The 13,038-nt window shown below is 42.4% G+C and carries 12 protein-coding genes; 5 read left to right on the top strand and 7 right to left on the bottom strand.

Translation table 11 applies throughout. The features are described from left to right. Nucleotides 1-374 precede the first annotated feature (374 nt). Nucleotides 375-1,964, bottom strand: coding sequence for a DEAD/DEAH box helicase (locus ACED48_RS13945; RefSeq protein ID WP_017058694.1), 1,590 nt, complete (start codon nucleotides 1,962-1,964; stop codon nucleotides 375-377). A gap of 164 nt (nucleotides 1,965-2,128) precedes the next feature. Continuing rightward, nucleotides 2,129-3,484, bottom strand: coding sequence for a diguanylate cyclase (locus ACED48_RS13940; RefSeq protein WP_017058695.1), 1,356 nt, complete (start codon nucleotides 3,482-3,484; stop codon nucleotides 2,129-2,131). 273 nt (nucleotides 3,485-3,757) lie between these two features. Here ACED48_RS13940 and ACED48_RS13935 point away from each other — a divergent pair, with 273 nt between their 5' ends. Continuing rightward, nucleotides 3,758-4,891 (top strand): DUF3541 domain-containing protein, encoded by a 1,134-nt coding sequence (locus tag ACED48_RS13935; RefSeq protein ID WP_017058696.1) that lies wholly within the window; start codon nucleotides 3,758-3,760, stop codon nucleotides 4,889-4,891. 115 nt (nucleotides 4,892-5,006) lie between these two features. Here the strand turns inward: ACED48_RS13935 and ACED48_RS13930 are convergent, their stop codons facing one another. The 4 genes from ACED48_RS13930 to ACED48_RS13915 all read right to left on the bottom strand — a co-directional run bounded on the left by ACED48_RS13930 (nucleotide 5,007) and on the right by ACED48_RS13915 (nucleotide 8,468). After that, a complete protein-coding gene (locus ACED48_RS13930) occupies nucleotides 5,007-5,627 on the bottom strand; it encodes a bifunctional 2-polyprenyl-6-hydroxyphenol methylase/3-demethylubiquinol 3-O-methyltransferase UbiG (RefSeq protein ID WP_017058697.1) in 621 nt (206 codons plus the stop codon). A gap of 45 nt (nucleotides 5,628-5,672) precedes the next feature. Beyond that, on the bottom strand, nucleotides 5,673-5,942 hold the full coding sequence (locus tag ACED48_RS13925; RefSeq protein ID WP_017058698.1) for a hypothetical protein: 270 nt from the start codon (nucleotides 5,940-5,942) through the stop codon (nucleotides 5,673-5,675). A gap of 259 nt (nucleotides 5,943-6,201) precedes the next feature. Beyond that, the gene (locus ACED48_RS13920; RefSeq protein ID WP_017058699.1) at nucleotides 6,202-7,410 is read right to left on the bottom strand and encodes a NupC/NupG family nucleoside CNT transporter; all 1,209 of its coding nucleotides are present in this window, start codon (nucleotides 7,408-7,410) and stop codon (nucleotides 6,202-6,204) included. Between the two features lie 437 nt (nucleotides 7,411-7,847). Next, complete coding sequence (locus tag ACED48_RS13915) at nucleotides 7,848-8,468, bottom strand: hypothetical protein (RefSeq protein ID WP_017058701.1); 621 nt, start codon at nucleotides 8,466-8,468, stop codon at nucleotides 7,848-7,850. Between the two features lie 418 nt (nucleotides 8,469-8,886). Here ACED48_RS13915 and ACED48_RS13910 point away from each other — a divergent pair, with 418 nt between their 5' ends. From ACED48_RS13910 to ACED48_RS13895, 4 genes are all read left to right on the top strand, one after another. Further along, nucleotides 8,887-9,363 carry a hypothetical protein gene (locus ACED48_RS13910; RefSeq protein WP_017058703.1) on the top strand — a complete coding sequence of 159 codons (477 nt, stop codon included), beginning with the start codon at nucleotides 8,887-8,889 and terminating at the stop codon, nucleotides 9,361-9,363. Nucleotides 9,364-9,646: 283 nt separating this feature from the next. Continuing rightward, nucleotides 9,647-9,916 (top strand): PTS sugar transporter subunit IIB, encoded by a 270-nt coding sequence (locus ACED48_RS13905; RefSeq protein ID WP_017058704.1) that lies wholly within the window; start codon nucleotides 9,647-9,649, stop codon nucleotides 9,914-9,916. Between the two features lie 10 nt (nucleotides 9,917-9,926). After that, nucleotides 9,927-11,183, top strand: coding sequence for a PTS ascorbate transporter subunit IIC (locus ACED48_RS13900; protein ID WP_017058705.1), 1,257 nt, complete (start codon nucleotides 9,927-9,929; stop codon nucleotides 11,181-11,183). Next, complete coding sequence (locus tag ACED48_RS13895) at nucleotides 11,180-11,629, top strand: PTS sugar transporter subunit IIA (protein WP_017058706.1); 450 nt, start codon at nucleotides 11,180-11,182, stop codon at nucleotides 11,627-11,629. Before ACED48_RS13900 ends, ACED48_RS13895 begins: the two co-directional genes overlap by 4 nt. 141 nt (nucleotides 11,630-11,770) lie before the next feature. On the opposite strand, the gene ACED48_RS13890 is transcribed toward ACED48_RS13895, so the two are convergent. Beyond that, nucleotides 11,771-13,036 carry an HD-GYP domain-containing protein gene (locus tag ACED48_RS13890; protein ID WP_017058707.1) on the bottom strand — a complete coding sequence of 422 codons (1,266 nt, stop codon included), beginning with the start codon at nucleotides 13,034-13,036 and terminating at the stop codon, nucleotides 11,771-11,773. Nucleotides 13,037-13,038 lie beyond the last annotated feature (2 nt).

Raw genomic sequence — 13,038 nt, 5'->3', positions numbered from 1 at the left:
CTAATATTAATGCAGTATGTGTGCCAACTTTAAAACCATGCATTTTCTACGCATCTGAACACGTATTAACCGTAATTCACTGTTCGTTTTGCAAGCTGGGATTGCAAATTGCAAATAACAACAAAACGCTAGTGACTTCGTTATTAATAGACAAAAATTAACATGATATTAATACTTTCGATTTCAGATTAAATATGTTTTTAACCTAGTAATCCTTGAGTATAGCCATATGACGCCCACAAAAAACGCGAATATTGAAATTCAATATTCGCGCTTCATTAGGTTGGTTACAAGCTTGCTATATCAAAAAAGTGGCGTTCTTAAAACACCCTTCCTGTATTCAGCTCAACTCGAATTTATTTTTGAGCCGGAATCTATTTTTGAGCCGATGGCTTAGAGCGATTTATAGATGGCTTGCTACCAGACGGTTTATTCACTGACGACTTAGAAGTTGGTTTATTTGATGAACGTCCAGAACCATAGCTCGCACCATCACCTGATTTCTTAGGTTTAACAGCACCGTTTTGAGTGCTTGAGTTAGTATTTTTCTCAGAGCTTCTGCCAGCATTACCACGCTTAAAGTTATTGCCATTGTTTCTTACTGATTTATCATCAGCTGCAGTCGCTGAGTTACTATCTAGCGCTTTCTTAGCTGTGTTTGGCTTACGCTTTGGCGCAGATCCAGAACCCGGCACGTGGCGCTTGTTTTTGCTCGCTGGCTTATGTCCACGAGCATTCTCACCAGAACGTTGACCATCAGAGTGTTCACGAGGCTTCTTCGGTTTCTTAGGCTTGATAGGGCGCGCATCTAATCGAGATTCAGGTAACTTGTTTACAGGCGAGAAGCCTTCAAGTTCACGACGCTCTAGCACTTGCTGAATAAGACGCTCAATACCGAACAGTTCGCCCACTTCATCTGCACAAACGAGTGAAATAGCTTTACCTACTTCACCAGCACGGCCAGTACGACCGATACGGTGTACATAGTCTTCAGATACATGTGGAAGATCGAAGTTAACGACTTGAGGAAGTTGCGGGATATCAATACCTCGCGCCGCGATATCAGTCGCGACTAATACCCGTACCTTGCCAGTTTTAAAGTTTTCTAAGGCTTTAGTACGAGCACCCTGGCTCTTATTACCATGGATAGGAGCCGCTGTAATGTCCTGTTCTTCTAAAAAGCGAGCCAGTTTGTTGGCACCGTGCTTAGTTTTGCTAAATACCAACACTTGGCGCCAATCATTATCCTTGATTAGCTTCGCTAGCATTGGGCCTTTCTTCTTTTTATCTACTGGGTAAATACTTTGCTCAACGGTTTTCGCGGTTGAGTTCGCAGGGCTTACCGAAATTTCAACTGGGTTATTTACTAAGCCTTTAGCCAAGCCACGAATATCGTCAGAGAACGTTGCTGAGAACAGTAGGTTCTGACGTTTCTTAGGCAAGAAAGCTAAGATCTTACGGATATCTCGAATGAAACCCATGTCTAGCATGCGGTCAGCTTCATCTAACACAAGAATCTCTAACTGATCAAAGCGCACTGCATTTTGGTTATATAAATCAAGCAGACGCCCCGGTGTTGCCACCAGCACATCACTGCCTTTACGCAGTTTTTGCATCTGAGGGTTGATTTTTACGCCACCAAATACAACGGTAGAAGTAAGAGGTAAGTTAATACCATACTTAACTACGCTGCCATTCACTTGTGCAGCAAGTTCACGAGTTGGCGTTAGCACGAGCGCACGAACTTGGTTCTGACGAACGCGTTGACCTTTTGATAGAATTTCAAGAATAGGTAGCGTGAAGCCAGCAGTTTTACCTGTACCTGTTTGAGCAGCGGCCATTACATCTTTGCCCTTTAGGACAGCTGGTATCGCTTTCTCTTGGATTGGTGATGGCTTATCGTAACCTTGTGCTTCAATTGCTTTAAGAATCGGTTCAGAAAGGCCAAGGGAGGTAAAACTCATAGATTATTTTCTCAGTTGAATAACATTTAATATGAGCAACGTAATAGAAAGAAATCGTTGCTACAGCTTTTGCTTATCAATTAGATTGATAGAAGCAAAACGCGGTATTCTGAGGCTTTTCCCCACATTCAGCAACTAAATTCTAATAACAGCTCAGATTCAACCTAGATAACTTGTCGCTTCTGCTCATACATTTTTTCATCAGCCGCTTTCAAAAGAGCATCGACATCATTGTAGTTACTATTATGAATAACCCAACCTACGCTGATCCGAAGATAAATAGAGTGCGTCTCATAGATGACAGGAGGCGTACAAATTGCCCTTCGAAGCTTTGTAACAATCGACGAAACGTGTTCATCATCGATAATACGCGGTAGCAAAACTAAGAACTCATCCCCGCCGATCCTTGCAACAATGTCTGAGACACGTAATTCACTTTTGATACGCTTAGCACACTCGACTAATACTTGGTCACCTACCAGATGACCATAAGTGTCGTTGATCGCTTTAAATCCATCTAGATCAATATTGACAACGGCAAAGGTCCTTGTCCCCTGTTTTTGAGTACCCTTAAAGACCTGTTTTAGGCTGTACATGAAGTATCTACGATTCGGCAGCATCGTCAACTCGTCATGCATTGAGCGGCTATCTGCAATACGATACAAGCGATAGATGGTAAAAAAGGCGATCACTAACACGAGCGTTATAGTGTAACTCACCAACCTTACGGCTTGAGTTCGATACCAAGGTACGTCCATCAATACATTTTCATTTCCAGAGAGAGCAAGGTACCAACCACCATAAGGGAAGTTCACTTGCTCTGTAGCAAACGCATTATCAAATACGTCTTGTTCGCCATAAAAGACATCGCCATTCTTACCTGAACTGTTTTCGCCACGAATTGCGAGCTCATATTTGTTCTCGATCTTATCAATACCGACGTCTTCAAATAATTCATCTAAGTCAATAATGGCACTGGAAACACCCCAGTAATTTTGATAGAAGGGAGGATCTCTAAAGATAGGTGTTCGTGTAATGAGTGCTTGCCCACCTTGAAACAGCTCAAACGGGCCTGCGATAAATGTATGACCTATATTACGAGCGATCTCAATCGATTCCCATTGAACTGGGTGGTCGCGATAATCAATACCAAGGACCTGCGCATTACCTTCCATGGGATAAACAAAATTAAGCACATCATCTTTAGCTAGGGCAATCAATCGAATATGGGAAGCGTCTCGAATAATATTTTGCGCAATCCGCTCCCAATCTTTTTGGCCGCCATCGGGGTTGAGGGTCACAATAGTCGAGAAACTGTTGAGAATATACATATCCGAGACGATCCTAGCTTCTATGCTCGATCGAATGATAGCCAGCTGTCTCTTTGCCTCAGAATAAGATTCATTTTTCAAAAAGGTTAACTGCTTGGTATGAAACGCCTCGATAGCACTCACTATCACTACAAAAAATAACAAAGATAATAATTTGGCAGGCCATTGCTTGCTAGAACGATTGGGCATTCACGAACCTCTAACACTTTTGTTCTGTTTACTGCCTTAAATCGGCTCATTTCTGGCTAATCCATCATTATGCCGCCAAGTCATTAAAAATCCACACTTAATGCATAGACTCCATTAATTATTGAGTCATTCATCACTGACATTCCCGTCAACAACGCTAATTATCCAATGAAACAATCTTAATAAAGCTTACATTGTACTGACCAAAATTTCACATGAAAAAATTCATCACTGTTATTTTATATACACCATTAATTACTTGGTACCTTACGTATGAAGCTAAAAATTATACTACTATGCACATTGCTATCAGTTGCTTTTACTATTTATGCAGAGGACAATTCTCAAAAAGAAAACGTACCGAGTATTCAATCACAAGCCAATGAGCTTCGCTCTCATGAACCACTTTTCAAACAATCCGCAGACCTCATTCGTACCACCTACGAAAGCCAACTTTATACTCTGCCCGCCTTCAAGGAAGGCCACTATGGGTTACGGATGTATCGACAAACATTAGACGATAGATATGCTGCCGCCGTTTGGAGTGATATGGCGCGTGTTGCGAGTAAACTAAACCGCTTGTCTAATGACGTTCACACCATGGAACAGATTGTACTTTACTCAAAGCAGCGTGTTGCCTCTTATATTGACGACAACGATGAGCGCAGTGCCCGGCGCTACAACGTCACCCAACACATGCCCGAGTACCTATATCTTGGTGTGGACCTTCTCGGCTCTATGGCACGTGCAAATGAGTACGGTTTAGAACACAAGAACGATGCCAAGCTGCGTGAAATCATTCGTCGCTATGACTTCTCACGATACGTGACCAATGAAGACATGGTGAAAGCGTGGGCTGCTCAACTGGCTAATCAGGTTTATTGGCTGCGCCAACTGGGAGAGCAGGATGTCGTTGATAAATTCGTCGACACGTTCAAAAAAGCGTACCCAGACGACAAAGACAAGAAGCTTTCAAGCCAGCAATACGGTAATAAGATCTATGGTATGACACATGTGATCTTCGGTGATTCGGAATACTACCAACACAAAGTTAGCGAGCAAGAGCATCAATGGATCTACGATTACTTCAGAGAGAACATCGATACGATTCTGCTGCGTGCAAAAGAAGATGTAATTGCAGAGGTTGGATTGACCTTTTTGCTTGCGGACTTAGAAGGTGACCCAGTTGTAGAAAAAACTCGACTCGCGATCCAAGCCTCTATTAACAAGAAGCATGGGATGATCCCTTCTATCACTGGTGACTTTGACCTTGAGTACGGTGAGCACCGCAACGTGCTGGCGATCATGCTGCTCGATTGGCAACAAGTGAATGAAGCACCGACGCTAAAAGGCAACCCTAAGGTGTTTACTAAGATTCCGTATGGGTTAGTAGAAAGCAGCCATTAAGTAAATAGAAACTCCAAGGTTTATCTACAGAATCTAAAAAGCCGCATACCTTTCGAGGCCTGCGGCTTATTTGTGTCTGTTGCATCAACATAGAATAAAAACCAAGAATAGCCGTTCATCGGGCTTCAGAGGCGACTTTGTTCATCACTATCGTGAAATCCCCTTCGGCATAGCCTTCTATCAAGGAAACATCATCACACAGCGTTTTACAGAAGCGATAGACACCTTGAGGGTGATAACTCATCAGGGTATTGCGCGAAGGATATTGGCTTGAATTGAGCAGATTAAAAATCACGGTCTGATTCGCTAGCCCAAACATACGAGTAATCATATTCGTCAGATAGTCGGAATCGCGAGAGATATAATTCAATGAGCCACTGGCGATAACCACATCGTGCGCTTCTAGGTTCATCTTACTCATGTCACCCGCGATGAACTGGCAGCAAGCTTCGGTGTAATTTTGCTTGGCCTTTTTAAGAAAATCGGCGTGTTGGTCAACGCCTGTGTACGATTGGATACGATAGATATTGTTGAGCAGTTCAAACAACTCCCCATAACCACAACCCATATCCAAAACACTCTTCTTATCAAAGTCGGCCGAGCGTACGATGACTTCGAAGCGACATAATTGGCTCTCTTCGCTCGTCCAGCCTAAGGACTTTGCCTTATCCCCTTGCCAACGATTGGTTTGCTTTCGGTGATACCAGTACACCTTAAAACGGTCGCGCCAGTGCATTCAAATCAGTCCCACGTCAGTGAACATCCGCATACCTTAATGATATTAAGCTTTAGAACTTGAAAAGAAGAGTCCACCGATTTTATAACCAATTGCATAGCAAACCACGGCAATAGTCACAAACACCAATGCCGAGAAAAAATACGCCACCGACGCCGCAACGCCAGTGCCCCACACGACGCTAAACACCAAACCGAGATAAGCCTCTTGCGGCCACTGAGAAATAGGAAACTGAGTACCACCGGCAATGAGATAAACCATCGCAAACAAGCCGATAAAGGCGGTGATAAGACCAATGAGAACGCGCATGTTCATGGGAAGACCTTTGATTTATTGAACCTGGTTGCCATTATTCTTCGTCGAAAGCGGATCTGCTTAGTCGAAACCGAATGATATTCAAGTATATAGGATAAGAGAGACTTGCTCTATTACTCTTCCGAGTGAACCTTATACACTGCAGAGCAATGAAAGTGGTAGTTTGAATCTGAATCAACTTAACGAGCAGGCACAAAAAAGCGGACACCCTTCTTACGTTAACTCCGTTAGCAAGGTATCCGCTTTTACTGAATCTAGCTTAAAGCAGGATGAAAATACCCGCTAAACATGCACTCATCAGGTTTGCTAGCGTACCAGCAACTACCGCTTTCAAACCTAGATTAGCTACTTCAGCACGACGCTCTGGCGCCATCACACCGATAGAACCCAGCTGAATCGCGATAGAGCCAATGTTAGCGAAGCCACACAGAGCAAATGTCACAATCACTTGGCTGTGTTCAGATAACAGCGCTTTGTTCTCAATGAAGTCGATGAAAGCAACAAACTCGTTCATTACGATCTTCTGACCGATGTAAGAACCCGCCATCAACACTTCATCACTCGGGATACCAATCAGCCATGCTAATGGAGAGAACAGGTAGCCGAAGATAGCTTGTAGAGTAATGCCCGCAAAACCGAACGTTTCACCTAGACTCTCTAGGCCAGTGTTTACCATGGCAATCACACTAACGAATGCAATCAACATAGTACCAACAGCCACTGCGACTTTCATACCATTCATCGCGCCGCTTGCCAATGCATCAATCACGTTGCTTTGGTCAGCTTTATCTAGCTCAATATGCTCGTAGTCACTGGGAATGTCGCGTTCAGGTACAATGATCTTCGCCATTAACAAACTGCCTGGAGCCGCCATAAAGCTTGCTGCGATAAGGTACTTAAGTTCAACGCCAAGGCCAGCGTAACCACCGAGAACACTACCCGCTACCGACGCCATACCGCCCGCCATAACAGCAAACAGCTCGGAACGAGTCATAGATTTTAAAAAAGGACGAATAAGAAGAGGAGACTCACCCTGAGAAAGGAAGATATTACCGGTTGCAACCAAAGATTCGGCTTTACTTGTGCCCAGCAGTTTTTGCACCGCTCCGCCCAAGATTTGAATCACTTTTTGCATGACGCCTAAGTAATAAAGTGCAGAGATTAAAGCACTAAAGAAAATGATGATTGGAAGTACGCGAACTGCGAAAATGAAGCCATCAGTAGCAAGGTCACCGAAAAGGAAAGCAATACCAGCGTCTGCAAAACCAAGTAGGCTTGAAACGCCATTACTTAGGCTTGTTAGCGCCAACTGTCCCCACGGAAAATACAATACTAAGGCAGCGAAACCGATTTGAAGTAACAATGCACGAGACACTGTTTTCCAGTTAATCGAAGAGCGACTTTCAGATAGCAGGTACGCGCAAGCAATCAGTGCAATAACACCGACAAAACCAAATAGAATATTCATAATGTGTCCTAGTAATCCTTATAGAGAGAGCATGAGCCAAGCAAATGACATCAAAGGAGCAGGACAAAGAACCGCAAGCAACACGCTACGCGATGAAGGAGCTAACAGAGTTAGCGAATGTAACAACGAGTTGTTCATGTAAGAATCACCTTATACAAGCAGTGGAACGCAGCTGGTCCGGTCCGTGGGGTCATTCACATATCCATGTGACGGCTTGTATTGGCTAAGCACCGGCTTAAAACCGGAAGAGAAGTATAAACAGTTAAGTGAGACTTTCATCACATTTTTTAACGCAAACGTTCGCGCGGTTAAGAATCGTGCAAAACGGAGTGCTTATCGGAGAGATCTACCGTGACAGTTAAAAATAAGTTAACTAGATCTATGATTTAGCTAAAAAGCCACAGCACGTGGCTTTTCTAGAATAGGAGCACCAGTAACTAGTTTAGCAAAGCACTTTTTACTTCAACATCTTGGAAGATTTCTTCAAAACGCTGTTTGTAGATAAGCTGCATCTCATTGATAATCGCGCCGCCATCCGGAACATCATTCTCACCTTGAAAGTTTTTACTCAGTAACTTCTTACCGGCTTCATCATAAATAATCACATTGACGTTGTACCAAGAATTGTCTGTGAACGCGTGGAAATCATACTTCCATTCATTCAAAACGAACATCATAGATTTATTGTCGAACGCTTTCATCTGCTCAACGACTTTAGTTATGTCTTCGTTTGGTGTCGTCTCGACTGAGTCCACCGTCACTTGCTGCTTCTTTAAGCCTGCAACGAGCCTATCCGTCAAAAACTGAGACATTGGTTGCTGAGTCGCCGTATTGTATGAATAAGGTATCCCCAATGAACTGCGAATGATTCCCTCAAACTTTGGTTCTTTATCTTGTTCTAAAACGTATGGACGCTTATCAATAACAGCAATAGTCAGCGCTTTTTCTTGTGGAACCACACTCAATTGCGGCGCACTTTGTTCCGCAGTTAATACGGTTGCACAGCCGGAAAGCCCAAGCGATACTGCAACGAGCAGCAAACTGACTAGTTTTTTCATTATATTTACCTATTTTATTTTTTGAAGGTGGTGTTCTAACAAAAACCAACGTAACCAGTAAACATTCATTAAATCAATAATTTATAAAACTCCTATCAATGTCGATTTCATCACATATTTACCTACACTTATTGATAAATCACACAACAAAAGCCACCTAAGAGTCACTTGTAAATAAGGTTTATGAAATGAGCGCGATATGTTTAACCCTTGTAGCGAGCAGATTAATTGTGCAGTTAATTTTGTGTAATTATTCCCCCCTTTTCTGTGTTGTGCATCATTTACCGCCACTTCAAGATTCATCTTAAGTTTAGATGCGTATATACTTTGTATTATCTTACCCATTCATTATCTATAAAAATTAGAGCTGATTAGATATAACGGCCATCAAAACAAAGAGAGGAAACACGTGAAGAAAATGGAAGCTCCGCACGACATGAACAATGGAGCTAGGTTCAAAACAAATAGACACGGCTATGTGACAGTCGTTGAATATTATAATACCTACACTGTTATTGTCGCGTTTGAAAACACCGGAAATATCCGCGCTATTAGTGCGGCGAAGTTACGTACAGGCCAACTTACCGATCGCTCTGTTGCACCTGAGTCAATTATGATTGGTGAACAAGTTGAATCTGTAAAACACGGTATTCTTACTATCACCCAAGTCGAATCTGAAAATATTGTTGTACTGACGAATGCTAATAATGAAGAAATTCGCATGCTCTTACCCGCAGTGCAAAAAATGAAAGACAAACTTGAAGATATAGATAGTGAAAAAACTGAAACTCCAAAACCAACCTCACTTAGCCAATTAACAAAAAGAAGTAAAAAGACCAAAGACGTTAATAGCATGCTTAAGAAAATGCTTACCGATTACGGTCGATACGACTAATTACCCATTTTCTAAAAAAGAACCTAAAAATATTTATATCCTAGCGAAAAATTAATTAATACCCCCCTTTCCCTATAAATATACGTTGCATATTCGAGTGAGAAGTAAGTTTGATCAAGATCCCACTCTGAATTTTCGATGTAATATTAATAGATCTCCATCACAATCTCATTTTAGCTTTGTGATGGAGATCTTATTGAAATCCCAATATTTCCATTACTATGCTCTCACACAATAAGAGAACGAAGTTCTCAACCCCTAAAATCCAATTGAGACAAATATTATGAAAAAGATTCTTGTAGTTTGCGGTAACGGCCTTGGTACTTCTCTAATGATGGAAATGGCAGTGAAAGAAGTCGCTAAGAAAATTGGTTTTGAAGCAGAAGTTGATCACGAAGATCTATCCTCTGCTGCATCAAGCCATGCCGACATTTGGGTAGCAGCAACAGACGTTGCAAACCAACTAAAAGACGCTGGTAAAGAAAACATCATCAGCCTTAAAAATATTTTTGACAAAGCATCAATCGAAGAACAACTAAAAACTTTCATGTAAGGTCAAAATTATGCAAAACTTTTTCGAATTCATGCTCGGCTTATTAAAAGAGCCAGCGATCATGGTAGGGTTAATTGCTTTCATTGGCCTTGTTGCACAAAAATCGGATATTTCTACTATTCTTAAAGGCACCATTAAAACCATAATGGGTTTCCTAATTTTAGGTTTTGGTGCTGGCGCTCTTGTTGGCGCACTAAATAACTTTTCGGTTGTATTTACTGAAGCATTCGGCGTAAGTGGTGTTATTCCAAATAACGAAGCAATTGTTGCATTAGCACAAGAAGCATTCGGTTATGAAATGGCTCTAATTATGTTCTTCGCATTCGTTGTGAATATTTTATTGGCTCGTATTACTCCTTTAAAATATATTTTCTTAACGGGTCACCACACAATGTTCATGTCTATGCTAGTAGCCGTAATTTTGTCTACAGCAAACATTGAAGGCACTGCTCTAGTAGCTATCGGCTCGATCATTGTGGGCACACTGATGGTTTTGATGCCAGCTTTAGGACAAAAGTACACTGAAAAAGTTATGGGGACCGATCAACTAGCTATTGGTCACTTCTCTACCCTTTCTTACATCGTATCGGGTTTCATTGGCAGTAAGTTCGGCGACACATCGAAAACAACGGAAGACATCCAAGTTCCAAAAAGTCTGATGTTCTTACGTGATACGCCAGTTGCAGTAGCAACAACAATGGCTGTCTTCTTCTTGCTTGCATCAATTATTGCTGGCGGTGAGTTTGTAGAAACAATATCAAATGGTCAAAACTGGGTTGTATTTACCTTCATGCAGTCTCTTGTGTTTGCCGGTGGTGTTTACATCGTACTGCAAGGTGTGAAGATGCTGATTGCTGAAATAGTACCTGCATTCAAAGGTATCTCTGACAAACTCGTACCGGGCGCAAAACCTGCTCTTGATTGCCCTATGGTATTCCCTGTAGCGCCAAACGCGGTACTTATCGGCTTCTTATGTTCTTTCGCTGCTGGCCTACTAGCAATGGCAGTTCAAGGCGCGCTTGGTTGGACAATCATTGTAGCGGGCGTTGTTCCTCACTTCTTCGTCGGTGGCGCTGCTGGTGTTTACGGTAACGCAACAGGTGGTCTACGTGGTGCAATTCTAGGTTCATTCACGCAAGGTCTGTGTATCTCTTTCCTACCTATGCTACTGCTTCCAGTTCTAGGTGGCCTAGGTCTTGAGGCAACAACATTTGCTGACTTCGACTTCGGTGTGGTTGGTCTTATCCTTGGATGGATTGTTTCATGAGCTTATTCGATTTAATTGGTAACCAAGGCGTTATAATCAACTCTGAAGAGAATCTAACCGTTGATGCAGCAATTGATGTAACATGTTCAACATTGCTAGCAAGCAACAAAATCGAAGCTAGCTATGTTGAAGCTATCAAGCAAAAGCACAAAGATATTGGCGCGTATTATGTTCTAGCGCCAAAGATTGCGATGCCTCATGCTCGCCCTGAAGATGGCGTGAACGAAGCATCACTGCAAGTGACGGTATTTAAACACGGTGTTGATTTAGAGTCAGAAGACAACGGAGACGTTTACCTTTCCATTACTCTGGCGGCAATGGATTCAGACAGCCATATCCAGACTATTATGGCACTATCAGAGTTGTTCCAAAATGATGATGACATAGATGCCATTATCGCCGCGGAAACAGCGCAAGCGATCATCGAGATCTTAAAACGATACTAACCTTGCTCTAACGATCCTGATATTGATCTGATAAGACCCCCATTAAAAAAGCGATAGCCTCGGCTATCGCTTTCTGTTTCTTATGAGTCATTTACATCTAAATTGGTTTAAGACATCACACCCTAAAAGTACTCGCTAACGCTAAAACGCGTACATTCTTTTATCTGTTGATAATTCAAAGCAGTATTCCGAGTGTTTTTTTAGGCACTCAAACACTTCTCGATCCAACTTATGATTTTCAACAAGGTCAGCCAACATGTTTAAAGACTCTTCTAATGTCATGCCCTGTCGGTAAGGACGAGACTGAGTTAGCGCTTGGAACACATCCACTACCGCAATAATCCGACTGGGTTGATCCAATTGTTCAGCTGTTTTTCCCATCGGATAACCAGAACCATCCAATCTTTCATGATGGTTTGATGCCCACTGACAGATCTGGGGCGAGCTAAATAATTCCTGTAACGCAAATCGAGTGTCCGTTGCATGTCGCTTAATACAGCAATACTCTTCGTCTGTCAGCAAATCATATTTATGAAGAATCTCATTTGGTGTTTGCAGCTTACCTATATCGTGAACCAAACCTGCCAGATAAAGTTTTCGCTGAGTTGTGTGTGAGTAACCCAGTTGTTTTGCTAAATACTCAGAAAGCTGTCCGACTTTCAAAGAGTGCCTAAAGGTAAATGAACTCTTTGTATCAACGACATTGGCAATAAACTCAGCAAAGGCAACCGTCTCATTCAATGACATTTTCTGGGAGAAGAATGGCAAGGGCTCAAAGTTATCCCGCATGTTTTCAATGTAAGGGATCTCCATCGAAAACCAGAAATCATCCAGATCGACCAACTCACACATGTGTTGTACAAGGTTGGTCTCGAACATCTCACCCGCTTGCTCAGTCAAACGCTCAATGATGATTGACTTACCATCTGGGGTTAGGTTCCCATAACGATCAGAAGAGGTGATGCCGTAAAGGTAGTCCACCCTATCGGCCAGCATCACAATAGCGGCCAATTCCTTTTCTAACTCACTGATAGGCATCGCCTTAAGCTCAACCCAAGGAGTATGATGATAAAGCACCGGCTTAGCGAATATAGAAAGAACTGGGCACTCTTTTAGAATTTGATAACCCTTTTGGCAATGGTGGTAACTTGAGTCTGGCACGAAACCAGAGGTCAAACTGAGGTGTTCATCAATTTGCGATACGCCGCAGTCGTGAATTAACCCCAACGAGAATGCAAGTTGCGCCTGCTCCTCTTCCCACCCGACACTCAGAGCGCATCGATACGCTATGTAACCAACTCTTTGTCCATGATTTTTGCTTTCAAAACCGACGTTATCAAGCGCCTTAGCAATACCAAATAGAGCCTTCCTTAAGTCTACGGTTACGTCCTGGCAATGTTGATTCATTA

Source organism: Vibrio sp. 5S239, from assembly GCF_041439575.1.
GTDB classification, from domain to species: Bacteria; Pseudomonadota; Gammaproteobacteria; order Enterobacterales; family Vibrionaceae; genus Vibrio; species Vibrio kanaloae.
This window is presented reverse-complemented; position numbering and strand designations above follow the sequence as displayed.

What these genes read in the sequence shown, in the direction of transcription:
- ACED48_RS13920 (WP_017058699.1), bottom strand. Translation starts at nt 7,410, where the DNA reads ATGAATATTCTATTTGGTTTTGTCGGTGTTATTGCACTGATTGCTTGC.
- ACED48_RS13890 (WP_017058707.1), bottom strand. Translation starts at nt 13,036, where the DNA reads ATGAATCAACATTGCCAGGACGTAACCGTAGACTTAAGGAAGGCTCTA.
- ACED48_RS13945 (WP_017058694.1), bottom strand. Translation starts at nt 1,964, where the DNA reads ATGAGTTTTACCTCCCTTGGCCTTTCTGAACCGATTCTTAAAGCAATT.
- ACED48_RS13930 (WP_017058697.1), bottom strand. Translation starts at nt 5,627, where the DNA reads ATGCACTGGCGCGACCGTTTTAAGGTGTACTGGTATCACCGAAAGCAA.
- ACED48_RS13910 (WP_017058703.1), top strand. Translation starts at nt 8,887, where the DNA reads ATGGAAGCTCCGCACGACATGAACAATGGAGCTAGGTTCAAAACAAAT.
- ACED48_RS13940 (WP_017058695.1), bottom strand. Translation starts at nt 3,484, where the DNA reads ATGCCCAATCGTTCTAGCAAGCAATGGCCTGCCAAATTATTATCTTTG.
- ACED48_RS13905 (WP_017058704.1), top strand. Translation starts at nt 9,647, where the DNA reads ATGAAAAAGATTCTTGTAGTTTGCGGTAACGGCCTTGGTACTTCTCTA.
- ACED48_RS13895 (WP_017058706.1), top strand. Translation starts at nt 11,180, where the DNA reads ATGAGCTTATTCGATTTAATTGGTAACCAAGGCGTTATAATCAACTCT.
- ACED48_RS13935 (WP_017058696.1), top strand. Translation starts at nt 3,758, where the DNA reads ATGAAGCTAAAAATTATACTACTATGCACATTGCTATCAGTTGCTTTT.
- ACED48_RS13925 (WP_017058698.1), bottom strand. Translation starts at nt 5,942, where the DNA reads ATGAACATGCGCGTTCTCATTGGTCTTATCACCGCCTTTATCGGCTTG.
- ACED48_RS13900 (WP_017058705.1), top strand. Translation starts at nt 9,927, where the DNA reads ATGCAAAACTTTTTCGAATTCATGCTCGGCTTATTAAAAGAGCCAGCG.
- ACED48_RS13915 (WP_017058701.1), bottom strand. Translation starts at nt 8,468, where the DNA reads ATGAAAAAACTAGTCAGTTTGCTGCTCGTTGCAGTATCGCTTGGGCTT.